20 protein-coding genes and 1 CRISPR repeat array are annotated in these 18,991 nt (G+C 61.7%); of the genes, 2 read left to right on the forward strand and 18 right to left on the reverse strand.

What is annotated here, in order from left to right:
- Positions 1-397: a CRISPR direct-repeat array (repeat unit 36 nt; unit sequence GTCTTAATCCCTTCTGGTTCAGGTCGAGGTTCCATC).
- A gap of 87 nt (positions 398-484) precedes the next feature.
- From AC1U7O_RS16915 to cmr6 (AC1U7O_RS16975), 13 genes are all read right to left on the reverse strand, one after another.
- Positions 485-1,663, reverse strand: coding sequence for a Card1-like endonuclease domain-containing protein (locus AC1U7O_RS16915; RefSeq protein WP_479896071.1), 1,179 nt, complete (start codon positions 1,661-1,663; stop codon positions 485-487).
- Between the two features lie 62 nt (positions 1,664-1,725).
- Positions 1,726-2,160: a type II toxin-antitoxin system VapC family toxin gene (locus tag AC1U7O_RS16920; protein ID WP_479896072.1), complete on the reverse strand. Its 435-nt coding sequence runs from the start codon at positions 2,158-2,160 to the stop codon at positions 1,726-1,728.
- Positions 2,157-2,426 carry a type II toxin-antitoxin system Phd/YefM family antitoxin gene (locus AC1U7O_RS16925; RefSeq protein WP_479896073.1) on the reverse strand — a complete coding sequence of 90 codons (270 nt, stop codon included), beginning with the start codon at positions 2,424-2,426 and terminating at the stop codon, positions 2,157-2,159. The genes AC1U7O_RS16920 and AC1U7O_RS16925 overlap by 4 nt, the downstream gene beginning before the upstream one ends.
- A 46-nt stretch (positions 2,427-2,472) precedes the next feature.
- Complete coding sequence (locus AC1U7O_RS16930) at positions 2,473-2,670, reverse strand: hypothetical protein (RefSeq protein ID WP_479896074.1); 198 nt, start codon at positions 2,668-2,670, stop codon at positions 2,473-2,475.
- A 37-nt stretch (positions 2,671-2,707) separates the two neighbouring features.
- Positions 2,708-3,988, reverse strand: a complete 1,281-nt coding sequence (cmr6, locus tag AC1U7O_RS16935) for a type III-B CRISPR module RAMP protein Cmr6 (protein WP_479896075.1) — start codon at positions 3,986-3,988, stop codon at positions 2,708-2,710.
- Positions 3,985-4,368 (reverse strand): type III-B CRISPR module-associated protein Cmr5, encoded by a 384-nt coding sequence (gene cmr5, locus AC1U7O_RS16940; RefSeq protein ID WP_479896076.1) that lies wholly within the window; start codon positions 4,366-4,368, stop codon positions 3,985-3,987. Before cmr5 (AC1U7O_RS16940) ends, cmr6 (AC1U7O_RS16935) begins: the two co-directional genes overlap by 4 nt.
- An 8-nt stretch (positions 4,369-4,376) precedes the next feature.
- Positions 4,377-5,273, reverse strand: coding sequence for a type III-B CRISPR module RAMP protein Cmr4 (cmr4, locus tag AC1U7O_RS16945; protein ID WP_479896077.1), 897 nt, complete (start codon positions 5,271-5,273; stop codon positions 4,377-4,379).
- A 12-nt stretch (positions 5,274-5,285) separates the two neighbouring features.
- Entirely contained in the window at positions 5,286-5,531 is a 246-nt protein-coding gene (locus tag AC1U7O_RS16950) for a YgiT-type zinc finger protein (protein ID WP_479896078.1), read from the reverse strand.
- A complete protein-coding gene (locus AC1U7O_RS16955; RefSeq protein WP_479896079.1) occupies positions 5,528-5,845 on the reverse strand; it encodes a DUF4258 domain-containing protein in 318 nt (105 codons plus the stop codon). Before AC1U7O_RS16955 ends, AC1U7O_RS16950 begins: the two co-directional genes overlap by 4 nt.
- A gap of 7 nt (positions 5,846-5,852) precedes the next feature.
- Positions 5,853-6,878 (reverse strand): type III-B CRISPR module-associated Cmr3 family protein, encoded by a 1,026-nt coding sequence (locus tag AC1U7O_RS16960; RefSeq protein WP_479896080.1) that lies wholly within the window; start codon positions 6,876-6,878, stop codon positions 5,853-5,855.
- The gene (gene cas10 / locus AC1U7O_RS16965) at positions 6,859-9,459 is read right to left on the reverse strand and encodes a type III-B CRISPR-associated protein Cas10/Cmr2 (protein ID WP_479896081.1); all 2,601 of its coding nucleotides are present in this window, start codon (positions 9,457-9,459) and stop codon (positions 6,859-6,861) included. The genes AC1U7O_RS16960 and cas10 (AC1U7O_RS16965) overlap by 20 nt, the downstream gene beginning before the upstream one ends.
- 15 nt (positions 9,460-9,474) lie before the next feature.
- On the reverse strand, positions 9,475-10,542 hold the full coding sequence (locus tag AC1U7O_RS16970; RefSeq protein WP_479896082.1) for an RAMP superfamily CRISPR-associated protein: 1,068 nt from the start codon (positions 10,540-10,542) through the stop codon (positions 9,475-9,477).
- 276 nt (positions 10,543-10,818) lie between these two features.
- Positions 10,819-12,261 (reverse strand): type III-B CRISPR module RAMP protein Cmr6, encoded by a 1,443-nt coding sequence (gene cmr6, locus AC1U7O_RS16975; protein WP_479896083.1) that lies wholly within the window; start codon positions 12,259-12,261, stop codon positions 10,819-10,821.
- Between the two features lie 56 nt (positions 12,262-12,317).
- Between cmr6 (AC1U7O_RS16975) and AC1U7O_RS16980 the strand changes: the two genes are divergently transcribed.
- Positions 12,318-12,536 carry a ribbon-helix-helix protein, CopG family gene (locus AC1U7O_RS16980; RefSeq protein WP_479896084.1) on the forward strand — a complete coding sequence of 73 codons (219 nt, stop codon included), beginning with the start codon at positions 12,318-12,320 and terminating at the stop codon, positions 12,534-12,536.
- Positions 12,533-12,943, forward strand: a complete 411-nt coding sequence (locus AC1U7O_RS16985; RefSeq protein WP_479896085.1) for a putative toxin-antitoxin system toxin component, PIN family — start codon at positions 12,533-12,535, stop codon at positions 12,941-12,943. Before AC1U7O_RS16980 ends, AC1U7O_RS16985 begins: the two co-directional genes overlap by 4 nt.
- Positions 12,944-12,954: 11 nt before the next feature.
- Here AC1U7O_RS16985 and cmr5 (AC1U7O_RS16990) read toward each other — a convergent pair whose 3' ends face one another.
- From cmr5 (AC1U7O_RS16990) to cas10 (AC1U7O_RS17010), 5 genes are read right to left on the reverse strand one after another with little or no spacing between them, the layout of a single operon-like run.
- Positions 12,955-13,341 carry a type III-B CRISPR module-associated protein Cmr5 gene (gene cmr5 / locus AC1U7O_RS16990; protein ID WP_479896086.1) on the reverse strand — a complete coding sequence of 129 codons (387 nt, stop codon included), beginning with the start codon at positions 13,339-13,341 and terminating at the stop codon, positions 12,955-12,957.
- Complete coding sequence (cmr4, locus tag AC1U7O_RS16995; RefSeq protein ID WP_479896087.1) at positions 13,342-14,277, reverse strand: type III-B CRISPR module RAMP protein Cmr4; 936 nt, start codon at positions 14,275-14,277, stop codon at positions 13,342-13,344. It abuts the gene before it with no gap.
- Positions 14,270-14,734, reverse strand: coding sequence for a nucleotidyltransferase substrate binding protein (locus AC1U7O_RS17000; RefSeq protein WP_479896088.1), 465 nt, complete (start codon positions 14,732-14,734; stop codon positions 14,270-14,272). Before AC1U7O_RS17000 ends, cmr4 (AC1U7O_RS16995) begins: the two co-directional genes overlap by 8 nt.
- A complete protein-coding gene (locus AC1U7O_RS17005; protein WP_479896089.1) occupies positions 14,731-15,930 on the reverse strand; it encodes a type III-B CRISPR module-associated Cmr3 family protein in 1,200 nt (399 codons plus the stop codon). Before AC1U7O_RS17005 ends, AC1U7O_RS17000 begins: the two co-directional genes overlap by 4 nt.
- Positions 15,927-18,989, reverse strand: a complete 3,063-nt coding sequence (gene cas10 / locus AC1U7O_RS17010) for a type III-B CRISPR-associated protein Cas10/Cmr2 (protein WP_479896090.1) — start codon at positions 18,987-18,989, stop codon at positions 15,927-15,929. Before cas10 (AC1U7O_RS17010) ends, AC1U7O_RS17005 begins: the two co-directional genes overlap by 4 nt.
- Between the last annotated feature and the right edge of the window lie 2 nt (positions 18,990-18,991).

The raw sequence follows: 18,991 nt of genomic DNA on the forward strand, positions 1-18,991 counted from the left end.
GTCTTAATCCCTTCTGGTTCAGGTCGAGGTTCCATCACAATGCGACTCCGGAAACTTCCACCAGAGCTACGGTCTTAATCCCTTCTGGTTCAGGTCGAGGTTCCATCCGTCCTCAATGTCTGCATCTTTCAGGTGGTGCGCCTGTCTTAATCCCTTCTGGTTCAGGTCGAGGTTCCATCACTCCGTCCGGACGGGGATAGCCGTATTCCCCGACGGTCTTAATCCCTTCTGGTTCAGGTCGAGGTTCCATCTTGACGCCGCAGGTAAAATCCTGCGGCTCAATAAGGTCGTCTTAATCCCTTCTGGTTCAGGTCGAGGTTCCATCGGTCGCTAAGGAGTGACCTGTAAGACGGTCTAGCCTGTCTTAATCCCTTCTGGTTCAGGTCGAGGTTCCATCCGCCCCCACCCACAAACCTCCGACGTTCCGCCCGGTTCGGCGGCCGGTTGCACGCAACTGACGAAACGTGCCGAGCAACAAACTCCCTCACCCCCCTTCAGGCACTACGCCGCCCTGTTTCCACTCACGCACCCGGTCCCGCAGTTCGGGCAAGTCGGCCGGGCCGACCAAGCGGATGCCCGCCTGCCGAGCCCGGGCTTCCAAGACCGCCGTCGGCCGCCGTGCCGTGAGCAGCCAGATATCCCCGAACAGGCCACGGGTGTCTTTCCCCAGGCTCTCGACTTTGTACGCCAGCTCGTTGTCGTTTCCTCCCCCCTCGATCTTGAGCGTCTTGCACTCGATGAACAGCAGCCGGTTCCGGTGGCAGGCGAGCACATCGAACTCGTTCCGCGCCGCCTCGGCTCCCTCCCACACCCCCTCGACATTGATCCGGACATCGTGCAGACCCTCGTCCCGGACCACGGCGAATGCATACTCCTCCAGCCACCCGCCGCTGAGAACCCGGGCGCACTCGGCATCCGGAAATTCGACCTCGGCCTCACCCTTCCATCGGATCACCCCGGCCCGCTTAAGCGTGCGCAAGGCCTCCGGCCACCAGCGGCCGTGGGGCTTCTTGGAGAACTTCTGACACGGTTTCTCCAATCGCTCGCCCTGCGCATCCAGGGCGGCCCGCGCCAGGGCGTTCAGCGCGCCGATCAACCCGGCCAAGGGCTCGGCACGCTCCGCCAAATACCGGGCCGCGAGTTGCCGCGCCGTCATGCGAGCCAGCCACGCCGCATCCCGCGACGCATCGCCCTGATACCGGAACCCCTGCACGGCCAGATAGCGGGGAACATCGAGCACGTCCGCCATCGGCACCGGCTGGGGATCGGTCGTCCCTCGCTCGTACAGAACTTCGATCTGCGCATGCGCCGTATCCGTATAGATGATCCGCGCGGCCCGGTCCCGGAACGCCTCGATGAAGCCGAGCGTCATGAGTTTCGTGCCGCCCGTCGCGTTGAAGACCACCTCGCCCCCCGCCGAACCACCTTCCAACTCATCGGCCAGTTCCCTGGCATAGTTCCGGATCTCCTCCAGCCGCGCGTCCGGCGCCTCTCCGCGAATCTCCGAGCCGATCCCGTGGTCTCGCAGCACGGCCTGGAGCCGCCGCGCCCTCTCGGCCATCGCCCGCGAGACCACCAGCACCACCCGGTCCGGCCGATCCATCAGGCAGGGAATCACGGTCGGGAGCAACTGCTCAGACACGATCGCGAGATGGACGCGCATGACGCAGATCGGCGTACCGAAGCAGGGGGGTCGCTCCTTTCCCTTGGGCGAGACCCGCGAGTTCACGACGGAGGCGGAACCAGCGCCAACCCCTCCGCCCCAGCCGCCCGGTTGAGTTCCTCGTCGAATCCGAGGAAGGTGAGCTCCTCGGAGGCACGAGCCCGAAGGTGCAGTGCTGCAGCCAAGTAGACCGCATCATGGGCACGCAGCCGATGTCTCTCGGCTAACCGACCGGCAAGCCGGATGACCTGCTCGCTCATGTCCATTACAAGATACCGGTGCCAATCTTGTTCAAAGTCCGCCACCATGGCTCGATACTGTCGACGGACCACCCGCCCGCCGTGAGCCGCGCGCGCGAAGGCAGCCTTGGCTTCCACATAGCCGATGGCGGCAATCCCCACCACGTCGGCGGTGTCGATCCAACGGCGCACCCACGACGAGCCCGCTTCCTCAACATAGAGCTTGACCAGCGCGCTCGTGTCGCAATAAAGGATCATCGGCGATCGGCAATCACCAGGTCCGACACCGAACAACCTGGCAGCACGAGCGGCCGCTTAGCGCCCTTGGGCTTGCCGCCGCCCCATGTGGCCGCGCCTTCGCGCACCAGAGCGCCGACCCCGACCGGGATCTCCCGGCGTGCGGCCGGCACGACCCTGGCGATCACCTGTCCGCGATCCGCCACCTCCAATTCCTCTCCCGCCTTCACCTTTTTTAAGTACCGGCTGAGGTGATCGCGCAATTCCCGCACCCCGACTTGTGCCATGGTTTCTCCCCTTGTGGCGTCATTGTGGCCGGCATGTGGCGACGAGTCAATCCACACCCTGCGCTACCGGTCCCTGGCCGAGCAAGTCGTCATAGATCGCCTTGGCCTGTTTTGCCGAGCCGGATACCTTGCTGTCCCACCAGCCCTTCGCCTTCCAGCGAACGACGATGTCAGCCAGGGCCGCTTGCTTGGTCTGCTCGTCCTCGATGGCTTTCACGGCTTCGGCCAGCGCCTTGCCGCGCATACCGGTCTACGATTCACGAGGAATCGTTGGGACCAGTTCATGTTTTCCGCCATTGCTGCAGCACCTCCCCCAGTTTGCCCTTGCGCAGCTCCTTCGGTAGCGCCTGCTCCAACTGCTGTGCGACATGCTCACGTTCCTCCGGCGTCAGAACCCACGTGTCGTACCTTTTCACAATGGCTTCAAGTGCCGATTTGTCTTGGGCACCTTTGAACATCCGCACTCGCCGGCAGTCAGAGTCTAGTCGCTGCTGCAATTCTCGCGTTCGCTTGTCGCGCGCCGTCTGTTCGGCTCTCGCTTTTTCAGCTTCCTCCTGTTCCTCCCGTTGACGGTCGTACAAGCCTCCCCACTTCTTCTCGCTTATGTCCATAGCCCTGAGACGGCCGTAGCCCACAGCGGTCTTCGCGCCGATGCCATACGTTTCCAAGCCCGCTTTGAGGCAAACCCTGGCGCGCTCAAGTTGAGCCCGGTGTTGCTCATGCGCTATGAGAGTGAATCGGAACCGTGTGCCAGGAGCGACCGTCCAGAAGAGAATCGGGATAGGGTTCTGGCATTCGGTCGGGCCGATGGGGGAGCCGTTCGGCCCATTCTTCTGAGCGTAGTAGTCGGGATAATGGGGATTCATGATGTCGAGTTGCAAGGCCAGACCGTCTGGAAGCGGCAGCGCATCGAGAAACCGCACGGTCCCCATGGCATCTTGCGAGCCGAAGTGTTCAACAGTCGCGGGCCAGTGAGGATTGGTGTGGTCGCCGCTGAGGAGCGGTTCTTGCCGGGGTTTCCGTTTCCCATCCTCATCATCCTCATCAAGGATTTCTTCCCCTGTCCACAACGACCTGAGAAGCTGGCGCTGAGCCCGCAGTTCATCCTCCGAGGAGAATCGATTGATCTCTTCTACTTCAAACGCGAAGCGGCACAGTCCCTTGACAGATGTTGCCGGAAGATACGGCACCCCCAGCGTCCAATGAAACGTCAATCCGACCTCGGAAGGATGGGCCCCACCGATGCCAATGACGAGCGGGCTCGTGACGTCAGCCTCGAATTGAATGGCCAGTTCCTTGCGGCGAGCAGCAGCTTTGGCATAGGCTGCTTGCCGTTCGAGTGCACGCTCCAGCACCGGTCGTTGATGCCCAACCCAGTGTTGGAACGCCTTCGTCATCGCCTGATACTCTGCCTTGCCGAACTTCAAGTCTTGTCCGTCCACGGCAAATGCCGCCCATTTATTGAAGCGCAACCCAAAGTTGTAGGGTACGGCCTGCGCCTGGAGGACGGCTGCTACTGCTTCGTTCATTTCGCGATACAGCGCGCGCACGATGGATGTCACCCCCACAACCCGGCGTCGGCATACCGCTTGAGCCACGCCAAGACTTCCAATGCTTCCTGCTGGGCGCGCAGATAATCGTTGAGGCCCAGGCTGTTCAGGCCTTTGATGAGTTCGCCTTGCGTTGGATCGGATCTCAAACCGGGCAGAATGCCTTCTCTCACGACCCAGGCCAGTACAGCCTTGGCAACTTCCTTGTGGTCGTCTTTCCCTAGCATAAACGCCAAGGCTGCGCCTAGGCCGTTTTGCAGGATCATGGCCGGCGCGCCCTTGACCTTGTCTCGAAACCCGTTCCGCGTGGCGGCCGAGAGAGTCCGTATATGTTCCAGGGCGAACGCAGCCCGTCGTTGGCTCATGCGAGTCACGGTCGCTTCTGCCGGCATGCTCGTCCTCACGTTCCTGTCCCGTTCAACCAGGACATCTCGAAAATTCCTCGTCCCAGCGTCTCATCGCCGCCCATCTGGATGTAGCCGGCTTTCTTGAGACCATCGAGCTTCTGCAAGACCTCGCTCACGCTCAAGCCGTTGCCGTTGGCCTTTCGCTCTCCGGTGGCGAAGACCACCGTGTACATGAGCGTCTCAGGGGGCAGGACTTCCTGGTACCAGAGGTTGCCCCCATCGTCCGTCGTCTTGTTCGGCCCCAGAGCAATGCGGGGCTGAACCTCCGTGGCGTTCTCCGCCAGAAACTGAAAATGCTGGTCCGAGACGAGGAACCAGCGTGTCTTGATCTCGTCCCAAAGCGGGCCAGCCGCATGCCTCAGGAATGTTTCCCCGTTCGCGCCGTTGCTCAGAGACCCTGTGGAAAGGGTAAGGTCTTCGAGTACGATGGTGCTGGCACCGGGCGCAAATCCAAGAGCTTTGTCACCTGGCTGCTCGATCGTCGGCACACCCCCATTCTGGCCGAGGTGTCCGATCAAGGCGAGGTCCCGGACCACTCGGTTCAACAAAGCCGGACATCCGACCCACACGAACGGGGCGAGGCTGCTTCGGACCGGCAAGGCCAACAGCCGGGCGTCCGTAAAACTCAACGCCCCTGGCTGGGTGCCCCCTTCAGCTCCAGCGCTTGCTTTCCCGAACAGCGCCTGCACATCGGCGCTTTCGCTTCCCCAGAGGGTTTCGGCTAAATCCCGAAACGCGCCTTTGACACCAGAGGATTGAATGACCGGCCAATTCGTGTGTTTCTCCCGCTGGATGGGCAGATCAATGGCGCCCGTGCTTGATCCAGCTCCAGCATGGCATGGGGTCAAGCCATAGAGCGTGATCCATCGTGCATGAGTCGTCAAAAACATCGTTGTACTCCCTTACCCTGAGACTTGAAACGATTGACCCATCGGCTGGAATTCGGCAGTCTCTTGGCGTTCGAGTTTGGCGCGGATTGCCTCGAACCGGCGGACGGTCTCCTGCGGGTACAACCGCTCTCCGCAATGGAGACAGACGTCGGCTTGGACACGCAGCACGGCGGTATGCAGTCCCCCTCGGACGATCTTCTCGACCTCTTTTTCGATGAGGTCACCTCCGCAGACCGGACATTTCTCGAACGGTTTCATGAGTTCTTCCTCCTTGTTCGCCACTCGATCCAGCGTTCAGGATCAGGCCGATAGACCGTAATCAGGACCGCCCAGCCGGATTCCTGGTTGTATGCCCAGACGCTATGCACCGGGTCGCCCTGAAACGTCTGCCCGTAGAGCAGACAACTCGGGTACGGCTTGCTCTCCGGGTAATCTTCGATAATTTCTCCGTGGAACACCGAATAATAAATTTCGTCGAATGTCAGCCGATCCGCCTCGGCTTCTTCATCGGCATGGTCAGTGATCTTGAGTCGACCTGCTTGAATGGCCTCGAGTATGAACCTCAACTCCATGATGTCGCTACACCCACAGCAGCCCTTGCCGTTCCGCGAGCTGAATGCGCTGCGTAGTCGGCGGCTCAACGGGATACAAGACCGTTCCAGCCGGAAACCACGATTGCAGGGGCTTGTGCTCCCGCTTGGCCAGATCCCATCCGCCGACTTTGCGGAACTTTTCCGCGACCCAGGAGCGGAGGGGAACCGCCGCGCCGTCCAATCGGAGCGTGCGGTTCCCCTGATCGACCTTCTCGGCGGGAAACGGCACGACGGCCACCCAGCGTGAACCCGATTCCGCTCGTGGCACCGCCACGGGCTCGCGCTCGCGGTAGTACACCAGCCGTTGTTCTCCACCCCATTGTAGGAGACCTGAACCGGGCAACACGGACGCGGGAACACCGTCGAGTCCAAACACCATCGTCACGCCGGAACGAAGCCGGATGTGGCTGGTGCTGTACAGATGACCTTCCTTGGCGCGCCGACCGTCCAGCGCGAGTCCGACGCGGGATTCCGTGTCAAACACCGCGTCCGGATCGACGAGGCCCGTTGGAATATCGCCTCGATCACCCGCGGCGAGGCCGTCAGCCGTCACCCATCCTCGAACCGCACCGTCTTTGCCGACCTCGTTCCGCAACCACGGGAGACTGATCGAACCAGCAACATGGCGGATTCCCCAGCGATCGGCCACGTCACAATCTACCGGCGTGAGACGAACCACACGTCCGGTCGTATCGCGCCGCCAGTCAGCCGGCACCGGATAGAGGGGCACGCCACCATAGGCAAAGAGCGGGCCAAAGAGGCTGAACGTTGCCGGTGGTGCCGGGTCCGCGCCGATCGTTTTCCGCACTTCCTCGGAGAGTCGGCTTTGCCATCCTGGAGCGAACGTGACCCCGGCCCGGGACAGCGCGGCGGTCCGCACCGCACCGATCAAAGTCTGCGGCAGGGGAGGAAACTCCAGTGACTGCACATGGGTTTCCCCCGGTTCCATCGGTTCGGCTCCACGGAAAAACAGGGTGTCGAGAGGATCGATCTCAAACCACCGCATCGGCATGTTCTTTCTTCTGCTTCGCCAGCACTTCTCCCAAAAATCTGGCGATCAACAAGGGATCGGTCCAGCGCTTGCCTCGATGAACATTCGTCTGAGGGCGCAGCAATCGCGCCACCTTCGTCGCCAGCTCTTCGCGCATCTCTTTCTGCTTCTCACCGGAGAGGCCAGATTTGTCCAGCACCCGTTCAAGCATCCGCTCCAATGCCGGACCCGGTTCTTCGGTCAACGGCTTGAGTCCAGGCTCCATGGCCTCGACGTGATAGGCCAGTCCACGAGAAAGGTCCTGCCCGCCCTTCTCGAAGGCGTCGGCCACGTCATCAAGAATGTCCAGAAGGTCATTGTCCCACTTTGCGCCGAAGAGAGCCGGCCCACCGCCGCGCTTATACAGTCCGATTGCAAAGGCGCCTCGTCCGCAACGTTTCTTTGCCATGTCGTCCAACAAGCGATGCGCCTCGCGGAGCGCCCACTTGAAGGGCGCCTTGTGGTGCACGATGGCGATGCCGGCCGAAATCGTCGCGTTCGGCCCCATGTGGATCACCAGGCGGCCAGGTCTATCGGAAACATAGGCCAGACTTTCAGCCATGAGGCGCCCCTGACGCGCCAGGTCCGGCGCTAAAGAGACGTAACTCCACTGATACGCCTGAGCCAACTCCCGAGCCGCCTTCACCACCGACCGAACCGGCAGTAACGCCAGCACGTCATCGCCACCAGCATAGATCAATTCCCCTCCGTGCTTCTCGATCACCTGCGGCACCGTGACGGTCGAAAAATACCCCAAAGCTTCGCTGATGGCTGCATGACGAGCAGGAGTGAGCAGGCGTTCCCCAGACAAGAGCTGCCGCCAAATACCGGCCACTTTATGGTTCAGTCGATCTTCCCTGTCGGCACCTGTGATTCGCTTCACCAACGGAGGTGCCAGCACCTCTTGCCACGTGAAGCCACGCGGCGCCCCCGCCACGATTTTGCCCATCTCATCGCCGTCCATCAGGAGGATGGCGTAATATCCACCCTCAGGCTCATCCGCCGATGGATCGAAATCTTCTTCCTCTCGTCGCCCCCCAGCCAGTTCCGTGGTGGATTTGAAACTGTCTGGTCGGTCAAAGACCGCGCTCAAGAGGTGGTCATCCTTCCTCTTGAACACAAGGCTTGTCAGCCGCTTGGTCAGGCACAAGGCGCACAGACGCTCCTTTTCGGCTCGCCTGAATAGAGCCTGATCGTCACCCCAAGCCTGGGCGATCTTTTTCCAGAACTCGCGTACCGCCTCGCGTCCGTCGCCGATCTCCGGATCGTGAAGCTGCTGAAACTCCACGCACTGGATGCACTTCTCACCCAGCTCCTGACGGCCATCAGGCCTACGGACAAGCTTCGCCGCCGCATAGACGCCTTGGACGCCTTGATGGGCCAGTCCGTAGAGTAGCCCTTGGGGATGCACGTGATCCTGATTGATCTCGTGAAACTTCTCCATGACTCCACAATAGCGAGTGACCTCGCTGCTTGAGAACCACTCCCTCAACGAAGCTTCCGCCGCATGATCCTTATCAATCAATGGAAAACTTGCCCAAGTGATCTGCCAGTAGGATTCGCACTGGCGTGTCCACAATTGCCGGAACCTCTGCGAATCGTGAACAGCCACCCGGTGAATGACCGCCTCGTGCACCGACCGCCAGATGTCAGCCCATGACTCTTTGATGGCCCGCTCGATGTTCTTGGCGATGGCCTCTTCCTGCCCCGCCGGAACCAGCACGACGGCTTTGTTGGGAAATGACGGGCATTGAAGCGATCCGGTCTCCACCCATTGCTCAGGAATATCGTGACTTCGCTTCAAATGCTCGGCGACCAACGGCTGATCCACGAGTGATGGGTACAGCACATGGTCCGGCCCCAGCTCGTGCATCACCCATTTCAATCCGGCAAACATGAGATAGGAGAGGATCACTGAGCCGGTCCAGAGGTCACGCGCCTTTCTGGCTTTTTCGATATAGTCCTGCACCGGGGCGAGGCCCCAAACCAGTAAGGCGGGCGCAATGCCCCCTTGCGGGTCCTTGCACGAGGCCAGAGCCGCCGTAAGCGCACAGTGCTGCCAGATCGAATGGTCCGGCATGCGTGTGTCGGCGGGCAGGCGGTACCACAAGCCGCCCAGTGCTGGCTCGCACATGGCCAGGCGTTGGCGCAAGGCTAGGTGAAGGTACAGGAACTTCCGCCGTGCCGCATCGGCTGGAGAGAGCTGCTCCAGCCTCAGATGGCGAAGATCGTCCCGAACCAAGGTGGCCACGCGATCGGCCAGGTCATCGGCGGAGACGCCGGTGAGCGACGGGGGCCTAAGCGCATCGCCACCGAGCGGATGGGTGATGCCGCCATCTCGAAAGTCCACGCTCCCGCCCTGCTGGTGGCTCGGTAAGACGGCGCGATCTGCACTGGCCGCGTACCAGTCGGCGACTTGGCTCTGATCCGCCCTGGTTTCGAGTTGAAATGCTTCAAGGACTCGATCCGCGAGCCGCTCGTGCTCCTGAATCGACAGCGCCTTGAACGGCGGATCGTGCAGGTAGTTAAGGATCTTCGTTTCCCAGTAGTGTGCGTTAGGCATTGCGAAACCTGTAGCTTAAGGCAGTGTCATCCGATCCATTCTCGAATCGAGTTCCTGATGCACCTCGCTCCAGACGTCCTTGTCTGCTGGTACGTCATGCGGAATACCAAACTGATACGGAAGATGAAGGATGTAGCCCTGATGCGTGCCATTCACCCGTTTAACCATAAGACGCAGCGGCGACGCATGACGTTTCCACTCATTGCTTTCCCAGGAAGGCACTTCATGATCCGTCACCGGATACCCCAGAACATGGCGTTTGTCTGGTCGCGACCGAAGCGGCAAGGACTTCCGAACTTGTCGATAGATCTCTGCCAGCTCGCATAAAGGCTCTACCCAATCATCTTTGCCACTACCGGTGAGTTTCCACCAGAGCGGACGATGGTCTTCGTCGAGGGCTAATCCTGACGGGTAAGTCCTGTCGAAGAATCCCGTCCAAAGCCGCCACACCACCTGAATTTCACTCAAAGCTGGAAGAGAGATGTTGTTCGGCCTCAGAAGAAGGCTTCCCCATCCGTTACTACAACGTCCGCCAATCGTGCCGAATTGGTCGATTGCTAAAAGCACACGGAGAAGGGTCGTTCGTTGAGACGAGGGGATGCCGAGGCGCACCAGGACTCGTGCTCCAACGTTGATCGCCTTGATCGGCACGGCTATAGTTTCGCCCGCGCGCTCCTCGTGCCGCACGGGCCTCAGCACTCTGTCCTCCTCTAGGCAAAAAGGCTTGACCCGGCCAAAGCCAATATAGGCCAGGGGGTGAGCCGGGCCAGCTCGATGCCGGCCACGGGGCAGAGCATCAACCTCAATGTTCTGGTTATTTTGACTCTCAATCGTGATCTGCACCTGACTCTGCCCCGCCTCGACCGCTGAACCGAACAAGGCGCTCTCGGCCTTGAATAAGTCTGACACCGTTTCGTATCGATGCCCCTCCACCACACGCCACCAATAGCGGAACAAGGCCTTGAACGGCGCCGCACGCAATTCGCTTTTCTGCTCCCAATTTCCTAAGAACGCCGGGGTGACAAACTCCAGTGTTAGTTCCAGCCGCTCCCGCTTGTACCAACGAGCAATCGAGACCGCCATGGTTTACCTCCCCCATTCCGCAAACTTACCGAGATCGTGCAACAAGGCGGCGATCGCCACACGGCAGCTTGCATCAAGAAGTTGGCTCATCGCGAGATTCTCCCGATCGCGTGGTTGACTAGCACAACATCCAACGGTGTGCGCCACCGGGTCCCTGACGGAGCAGGTCGGCGTCGATGGCCTTGGCCTTCTTGGTGGCGCCGCCAGTTGGCTGCTCCCACCAGCCTTTGGCCTTCCACCGCGCAGCGATGTGGGCCAACACTTGGCCGTGAACGGTCATTGCCCGTCGCCCTTGTTCAGCGACGCGAGGCCTACGAGCGTCCGCAAATTGCCCTCAACCTTTATCACAACAGGAATGCCCTCCAGTTGCCCTTTTTTCTTCAACCGTCGGCGCTGTTCCTCAGACAAGGAAGCCAGAAAGGCCGATGCCGCTGGCCCGCGCGCTTCCGCTTTATTTCTCCCTGCCTGAGCTGTCACGATGCCACCACCGCCTTTGTCCTGGGTGATGATCGCTGAGTGCCACACCTCTTCGTGTGAAGTTCCTCGCGGCACGTGCGGAGCCTGCCTCCCTCTCGGGGTGGCCACGGCAGCTGGATCCATTGCCTCACTCTTTCCTGTCGGCTTGGCAGCCCCACAATCTCCATCGCAAGGCGACTTCATCGCTCCATAGCCCACCGCCGTCTTGGCGCCGAAGCCGAGCCAGGTGAAGGCATGTTTGAACGCCGCTTCGAGTAACGTCTTCCAGTGGGTCTCGCCTTCAGCGAGGAGGTCGGGCGCACCCGGTTGCTTGTTATCCGTCAGCCGCTTCAGGTGCGCCACATCGCAGACCACGTGGAAGATGAACTGTGAACGGGGCGGCACGGTGAGGAAGCTGATCGGGTTGGGCTGGCCGGAGTCGTGGGGTGGCACTTCGATCGGTTTGCCATTGCGATCGGTTTTCCATTGGTAATAGTGGCTCTGATGCGGGGTCATGATCTCGACCAGGAGGTGGTCGTCCTCAATCTGCGGGATCACATCCCAGAAGCTGAGCGCGCCCCGCACATGGTCTTTGTCCCCGGCTTCAGTCTCGCGCCCGAAGAGGACATCGAGGAGGGACAATCGAATCGTGGTGTCTCGATCAATCTGTATGGAATACGGCTTCTCCTCGCTCCAGCCTTGCTGGTCCGCCCACTGGCCGCTCGCGAGTTCCTTAGCCGCCTGGCGCAGCACGCCTTTGACCCCACTCCCCGGCAGATAGGGCAGCCCGTAGGGATTCAAGAACGCAAAGCCGTTCTCCAGCGGATGTTCGTTGCCGAGACCGGTGGTGAAGGGGGCGACGGCGCGGGCGGAGAGACGGAGCTTGGCGGAATCAGGCCCGGTCGTGGAAAAGGAATGAGACTCACGATCAATCAGCGCCTTCATCCTGACCCTGTCGGATTGATTGAGAGCTACAATGCCGTTCCAAGCCTTGCGCGCAGCAAAATCGTTCTTTTCCCAAAGACCAGGAAGTGGCCGAGATTGGCGCTGACGCAACGTCCTGATCGCAGCGTCCATCCCCTGGCTCTGAAGCAGGGCAGCTACTTCCCTCCCCTCAGGGCTCTTGGCTTCCCCACGCTTTCTGACCTCCTGTTCCTGGTCTGCTCGATCCGTCCAAATCGGCAGGTACATCCCAAACCGCAAGGCCGGCGAGGCGTCTCTGAAATCTTTGCCTAGATACGAAGGCACAGCGGCGATCGGCATAGCGTGCTCCTCAACAATGTGCTACAGTGGCCGGCACGAGCATCAAGAGGTGCCTCATGGCCACGGATCTGACCATTCCACTCGATGACGAACTCGATGCCGAATTAAACCGGCTGGCGCAACTGACCCAGCGCAGCAAGAGCGATCTGGCACGCGAGATGGTGCGCCGGGGCGCGGAGTTGGAAGCGCTCCGCCTGGCCCGCCGGCGCCTGACGCCCTTTGCCGAGCGGGCGGGCTATCTGACCGACGAAGACTTCTGGCGCGCGTTTTCGTGAGGGTGTTCCTCGATACCAACGTGCTGCTCAGCGGCCTGTTCGGGACAGGGTTGTGCGCTCGCTTGCTCGACACCTTGGTGCTGACCGGCCACACCCTCGTCATCGGCGAACCCGTCTTAGCCGAGTTCACGCGCATCGCTCGTGAGAAATTCGAGGTTCCTGAGGACGAGCTGACCCTGGCGCTTGACTGGCTACGCCGACATGAGGTGGTCGGCAACCGCTCGTCCTGGCCCCTCCCGGATATCCCCGATCCCGACGACCGTCCCATCATCGCCTGTGCCTTGGCTGCGCAAGCCCACCTGTTCATCACCGGCGACCAGGCGCTGCTCGACCTCGATACCGTCCAGGGCTTGCGCCTCGTCAACCCACGGGTGGTCTATGAGCGCATGCAGTCCATCGTAGAGTAACCAGCCTCTGCCTACCTGTCCGACAAGCGCGCCGAGGCCATCTGGCGCAACCACTTGAGCCAGGCGAAGGCTTCCGCGGTGATGGCTTGGTAGGTTCGCGGATCGGCGTTCATCAGCGACGTCATGAATATTTCGAAGCCGGGATCGCGAGCCACGCCGTTGAACCGCTTGTTGAGCCAGGCGCGCAAATCGGTTGCGACTGTTTCTTGCGCCCCCTCTTTCTCATGACAGAACGCCAACACCTGCATAAGCCCGCTGTTCATGATGAGGGCCGGCAGCCCCTTAGCGAAGTTGGCATGCTCTTTCGTATAGCGCTCGCAACATCGCCACGCATCCTGCGCGCGTTGTTGCTCCAGAGTGAGTCGTGCCGGCTGTTTCGTTTCGGTGGCGGCGGCCATTTAGTTCCCTCCCACGACGGTGGCGACGATCAGCCCACGACCGGTGGTCGCGTCGCCGCCGATTTGTAAGAGCTGCCCGTTGATCACGGTGGTGATTTTTGCCAGCACCTCGGTTGCTGGCATCTCCCCGTTCGCGCCCTTGCCAGTTCTGGTGTCGCTCGCCAGGACCGGCACGATGAGGAGCGACTCGGGCGGTAGATTTTCCGTGTAGAAGAGCCCGCCGTCGGCCGCCGTGCCAGTGACATCATCGATCCGCACGTGTGGTTCGACCAGGGTGGCATGTTGGACAAAATAGGCGAAGTCGGTATCGGACAGGACGATGAGGTCAGTCGCGAGTTTGTCGCGAAAGAAACCATAGCCGTTCCCTTGGGGAATCGCCTTGGCAGCGAGGTCGGCCGCCAGTGTTTTGAGCGCGGCGTGCTCTTTGTCTTTTGCCGTGTACTCGAAGGCTTCCAGGTGCAAGACGTCGGTCTGCCGACCGTTGATCTGGCGTTGCGAGAGCAGAGCGGGATTGGCGACGAGACACTCGCCCTCGCCCACGGCAGGCACGTCGGCCCAGGTGACCGAGACGCCGACGGCCTCCATCAGGCGACGGGCGCGGGCCAGGGCCAGCGGACAGGTGGCATAGACGTAGCCGCCCTTGAGCGAGCGCACCGGAAAGGCGACGAGCTGCGCGTCGCCAAAGCTCACAGCACCGGCATAGAGATCCTGGCTCCCGGATTCCGGCCCGAATAAGGCATTGATCAGGGTTTCGTCCCCACCAATCGCCTTAAACCCATGCCGCACCGCGCCCTTAATACCGGAGCCGGCAACGCACGGATGCCCCGTATGGCGCTCGCGCTGGATGGGGTTGTCAATGACACCGATGGCTTGGCCCGCGCCCATGTGGACAGGGCTTACGGCATACAAAAAGACGACTGCGCGTTTTTCAAACATGAGCACTCTCCTTTGCTGACGGAACGGCAATGGGAACCGATATCCTGGTGATCGTGTCTTGCAGGGAGGCCGGCGCCTCAGCCCAGACGACGAGATCCACGCGGAACGGCAGGTCACTTTCGTCAAAGCCCTCCAGGACGGCGCTTCGGACCAAATCGGGCACGCACTGCTCCCCCATCACCACGAGATCGAGATCGGAAAAGGGTTTGGCCGGGCCGTGGGCGCGCGAGCCGAAACGGATCAGGGCTCTGTCGCTCATCGTGTCCAACTCGGTCGCGCCCGGCAGATCCATCTCCAGGCGGCGCTTGAGCATTTTCCAGCAGAGCTCGAAGGTGAACTCGAAGCGCTGGATGCAGGCATCGCGCAGTTCTTCATCGCTCGGAGCTTTGGCCGACCGAGCCAGGGCGCGATCCAGCGCGGCAAGCGCCCTTTCCAATGAGGTGAGGTCCAAGATCATGATGTGCTCCCTTTCGGCCAGGCGGCAAAGATCGCCCGATTGAAACCCTCGGCGTGGCGGGCGGCGTCTTCGCAGGGCTCGCTCCATAAGCCTCGCTCCACGAGGGTCTGCAGCTCCTCCGGTGTGGCGTCCAAATCGTCCAGCCAGTAGACGGTGCCCGTCGGAGCGGCGCGCTTGGCCGGTTTCGGTTGCCACTTTGCAAGGTCCCAGCCCGAGACGACTTCCGCCCGCGGGACCGCCGCACAGACCAGCCGGCCTCGGACACCGTGCAGATCGAAGCGGATCGGACCGGCGCCATTGGGGACGCAGCCCGTGGGGAGCCAGCCGCCTGAGAAGATGCCGGGGCTCGTCAGGATCAGCCGACAGCGGCGGCTCTGGAGAATCTGATTCACTACGTCGGGTGTGCCAACGTTCGCGGAGATCACGGTCGCTCGGGCCGCTCGACCATCGCCGCCGAACCGGAGCATCAGCTCTTGCGGGAGAGTCGCCCCTTCGATTTGAGCCAGAAAGCCAATGTCGTAGTCATGTGCCTTGTCGTGATGCCGCTTCCGCATCGCCACGGCCTGCACCGTGAAGAGCTTGCCCTCCGCCGCGCTCCGCTTCGTTCGATCGAGCCCCACGCCCACGCGGGTATCGAGCCCCCAGAGATCGCCGGTCTTCACCAGCATGGTGTTCGGGTCGATTGGATCGCCTCGAAGATGGGCACGCCAGCCGGCAGGCGTGAGCCAATAGCCGCTCTCGGGCTTGGTGCGTTCGCGTTCGGGGAGTACAGCATGACGCACCGTCGCAGCCGAGGACTGGATGCCGTGCAGCAGTGCCTGCGGCTGCATGGGAACGCATTCGACTGTGCCGTCATCGTGACGCCGGATGACCAGATCAGCGGGCGGCGCATAGAGCGGCTCGACCTGACCATCGGCCCAGCGTCGTGCGAGGCGGAACTCCGTTATCCGAAATGGGCCGGGGTCGGCCGGTGTGCCGAGTTCCGGGTCGGATACCCGGCCGGCTGCGAATGCCTGAATGTCCACTCTCTTGTGAGCCAGCAGCGCCGAGCGGATGGCGCCCGCCGCCACGGAGGGCCAGGGCGGGACCAGCGACTCGCCATAACTCCCGGGATCGCCGAAGAGCTTGTTGCCGCGCAGGAACAGCACATCGAGCGGCTCGATGAAGAGTGTCTGTCTGGTTGCCGTGGCGATCATCGCCTCTCCTCGGCTCCCCGTGAGCGGCCTGCGGTTGCCGTGACGGGTGCCACCTCGTTCAGCCCAGCCCGCGCTTCGCGGGCCAGGAACTCCGCCACCCCCATGAATCGCGAGAGCCAGTCGAGCCGTGCCTTCTCTTGTTCGTTGCAGGCCAGTTCCGTAATTCGTCGGCACAACTCTGGGCCGTTGCGCTTCTGCCAGGCTTCATCGCGGAAGGTTTGCCGTTTGAATTGATAGGCCAGCAGGCTTCCGAGCATGTCGGAAGGCGCATCGGACGGCAGGTCTTTGAGCCACACGAGGCTGTTGTACACCGCGCGGCGGGAGACGGCCGGGTCGGCCAGGAAGTCCCGCAAGCCCAGCAACACGTCCAGCGGCTCGCCCCATTTCGCGGTGACGGATTGCGTCCCGCCCGACCGTTTGATCACGGTGATCGAGAAGGCATCGCGCCCGCCCTCCGTTTTTGCCCGCTTCTCGGCCGCGCGCAATTCGCGCAACACCATGGCGAGTGGTGCCTGATGATGGGCGATGACCGCCCCGCACGAGGCGGTGGCGCTGGTGCCCATCATCCGCATGAGCCGTCCCTTGAGATAGGCATAGCCCCCTTTGCACACAAGCTCTGCCGAACGGCGACGCACATCTCTCCAGTCCAGAGCAGCCTGCTGAGGGTCGTCACCGCTATACGCGGAGCGCAGTCGCCGCATCGCCGAGAGCACATCGGCCACGGGCAGCATGGCCAGCACATCATCACCCCCCGCATAGAGAACCCGGCCGAGATGTTCGCCTTCGACGACTTCCGGGACCACGTGAAGGGCGAAGTCGTTCAAGGCTCCGGAGATGGCAAGATGCCGATTGGGGGACAACGCTCGCTGTTGCTGGCCATAACCCTTCAGACTGTCATTGTTTCGGGCGCGCTGCTCGAACTCCCGTTGCACCTGCGGGTGAAAGCTCTCCTGATAGGTGATCGCATAAACCGGATCACCTGAAAGGATGCGGCCCATGTGGTCGCCATCCATGAGCAGGAGAGCATAGTAGGTTTCGAGGCGGACCTCCTCTCGCCCTGCATCTGCCGCGGCAAAAGCATTTTTTATCAGCTCTTCCGTCTCGCGTATTTCAAGTTCGTTGTCACTCTCGCGCGCCGCATCGAGCAAGGCAGGCAGCCGCTTGGCGAATTCAAAAACGTCGCGCCAGCCATGTTTCCGTGCAAGCTTCCGGGGTAACGGGACCGAGTCGACAGCGGCCAGACGATTTCGCAGCGCTTCGTTCATTGGCGCCCCCGCATCGAGCCACCGGTCAAGCTGGTACGCCAGCGCCATGGTATGCGTGGAGACGACAAAGCGCGGGACTCCACCTGGCTGCTGACCAGTGGCGTGCGCCACCTCCTCGGCGAAGAGGGAGGGCCACAGGCGCTTGATGGCCGACAGGGCCCCGAGGTGCTCGCCCTTCTTCGCCCAGGCCGGCTTGGTAGCGGCCACTCTGCTCCAGAGCGTGTCGGTGCGTTGACCCGGTGGGAGCGTCAAGTATGTCGGGTCATGCGAGAGCCATTCCACCTCGCCAGAGAGCGAATCGCGCCAGCCGGTCTGTTCCTGTTGTGCGAAGGCTCGTGCGCTCTTGGCCGCAGCCAGGACGCGCTCGGCCAGATCGTACACCGCCGGGTACAACACGCCGGGTTTAGGCGAAAAGAACGTGGTCCCATCGGCTAACTGTGCTTCCTTCTGCAACACCTTCCATGCCGGAGTGTCCAGAAAACCACAGGCTTGGCCTGCGGCTACGCCGAAAAAGGGGGCCATGGCTTCGGACAACTGGGTTACGTCGAGATCTTTCTGTTTCAATTCGTCGCGCGGCCGGATCAGCGAAAAGGGCACCGTCGCCCAATGGACCTCGGGAAAGCTCTGAAGTTGCTCGCGCATTTGCCCGTGGCAGTGCATGTCCGTCCCGTCGGCCAATCTGGTTGCGTCTAGCAGGCGCTCCACGACAGTCTTGCCAAGATCTTGGAGCCACGCGCGCACCCGGGTTTCGACCGCCCGTGCGATCTCGCGTGCCCGCGAAGCCGGCGCGACTGCGACAAAGCGGTTGGGAAGGGCGGCGGCAAACAGAGGATTGGCATCCGTCGTCCTTTCCGTCCAGGCGTGACCTTCGAACCATTCTCGAGGAAGCCTCATCTCGTCGCGCAGCCAGACATCGACCTGAGGCACGCCACGCAGCCGCGGAAACAGGATTGCATCTGGACCAAGCTGTTCGCACACGACTTTCATCGCTTCCCAGGACAGCTGCGCGAGGAGGTGCGAACCGGCCCACAGATCTTCTGTCTTGCGGGCTGCGGCGATGAAGGACTGCACAGGACCAATCGAGAGCGCTAGCAGAGCTGCCTCTCCATGCGGATCGGCGGCAAAAGCGCCGGCGAACGCCGAGGTGAGATCGAGGTGATCCCAGATCGAATGGTCCGGCACGCGGGTATCAGCAGGCAGCAAGGGCCACAGATGGCCCAGTTTCGCGTTGTCCTCATCTTCGTGCAGCTCGGGCCCAAAGCGCCAGAAGGCGAGCAGCGTGCGCTGCCAATCCACGACCTCGCCGTCTTTCACGATCAACCGGGAGAAATGGTCGAAGCTCCGCGTCTTGATATCCCTGATGTCGGTGTCGCCGAGATGACCGAGATCGAATGGTTTGCCAGTTAGCGGATGAATCAACACAGGCTGTTCCGTCCAGCGCACGCGCGCCCAATCCTTAACCTTCGCGGTGACGCCCTCGCCCGTCCTTGCCGGGACCGTATCCACCGGCCACTGTGGCCGATCGGCCCCGGCCGCCCACCAATCAGCGCGTTTCACGGCCTTGTACATCGTGATCGGTATCCCGTTTTTGAAGAGCACCGTATCGAGCACCTGAGCATTATCCGGATCGAGCCACTCCTTGACTGGCAGGTCGTGGAAGCCCAAATCCCGATGCAACGCGCGGCTCGTGCCGCCCTCGTGACCTTCCGGGTCCCGGAGCAGCACGAGCGCTTTCTCCGCCGGATCGTGCAGACGGGCATGGAGTTTGGTTTGCCACAATGTGTCGTGACTCATGT

The organism is Candidatus Nitrospira neuquenensis (assembly GCF_979578155.1).

Bases quoted from the DNA above. Each gene is read 5' to 3' on its own strand.
- AC1U7O_RS17000 (WP_479896088.1), bottom strand. From the start codon at position 14,734: ATGATCTTGGACCTCACCTCATTGGAAAGGGCGCTTGCCGCGCTGGAT.
- cas10 (WP_479896090.1), bottom strand. From the start codon at position 18,989: ATGAGTCACGACACATTGTGGCAAACCAAACTCCATGCCCGTCTGCAC.
- AC1U7O_RS16950 (WP_479896078.1), bottom strand. From the start codon at position 5,531: ATGAAACCGTTCGAGAAATGTCCGGTCTGCGGAGGTGACCTCATCGAA.
- AC1U7O_RS17005 (WP_479896089.1), bottom strand. From the start codon at position 15,930: ATGATCGCCACGGCAACCAGACAGACACTCTTCATCGAGCCGCTCGAT.
- cmr4 (WP_479896087.1), bottom strand. From the start codon at position 14,277: ATGTTTGAAAAACGCGCAGTCGTCTTTTTGTATGCCGTAAGCCCTGTC.
- cmr4 (WP_479896077.1), bottom strand. From the start codon at position 5,273: ATGTTTTTGACGACTCATGCACGATGGATCACGCTCTATGGCTTGACC.
- AC1U7O_RS16930 (WP_479896074.1), bottom strand. From the start codon at position 2,670: ATGCGCGGCAAGGCGCTGGCCGAAGCCGTGAAAGCCATCGAGGACGAG.
- cmr6 (WP_479896083.1), bottom strand. From the start codon at position 12,261: ATGCCGATCGCCGCTGTGCCTTCGTATCTAGGCAAAGATTTCAGAGAC.
- AC1U7O_RS16970 (WP_479896082.1), bottom strand. From the start codon at position 10,542: ATGGCGGTCTCGATTGCTCGTTGGTACAAGCGGGAGCGGCTGGAACTA.
- AC1U7O_RS16960 (WP_479896080.1), bottom strand. From the start codon at position 6,878: ATGCCGATGCGGTGGTTTGAGATCGATCCTCTCGACACCCTGTTTTTC.
- AC1U7O_RS16980 (WP_479896084.1), top strand. From the start codon at position 12,318: ATGGCCACGGATCTGACCATTCCACTCGATGACGAACTCGATGCCGAA.
- AC1U7O_RS16925 (WP_479896073.1), bottom strand. From the start codon at position 2,426: ATGGCACAAGTCGGGGTGCGGGAATTGCGCGATCACCTCAGCCGGTAC.
- AC1U7O_RS16915 (WP_479896071.1), bottom strand. From the start codon at position 1,663: ATGCGCGTCCATCTCGCGATCGTGTCTGAGCAGTTGCTCCCGACCGTG.
- cmr5 (WP_479896076.1), bottom strand. From the start codon at position 4,368: ATGCCGGCAGAAGCGACCGTGACTCGCATGAGCCAACGACGGGCTGCG.
- cmr5 (WP_479896086.1), bottom strand. From the start codon at position 13,341: ATGGCCGCCGCCACCGAAACGAAACAGCCGGCACGACTCACTCTGGAG.
- cas10 (WP_479896081.1), bottom strand. From the start codon at position 9,459: ATGCCTAACGCACACTACTGGGAAACGAAGATCCTTAACTACCTGCAC.
- AC1U7O_RS16955 (WP_479896079.1), bottom strand. From the start codon at position 5,845: ATGGAGTTGAGGTTCATACTCGAGGCCATTCAAGCAGGTCGACTCAAG.
- AC1U7O_RS16920 (WP_479896072.1), bottom strand. From the start codon at position 2,160: ATGATCCTTTATTGCGACACGAGCGCGCTGGTCAAGCTCTATGTTGAG.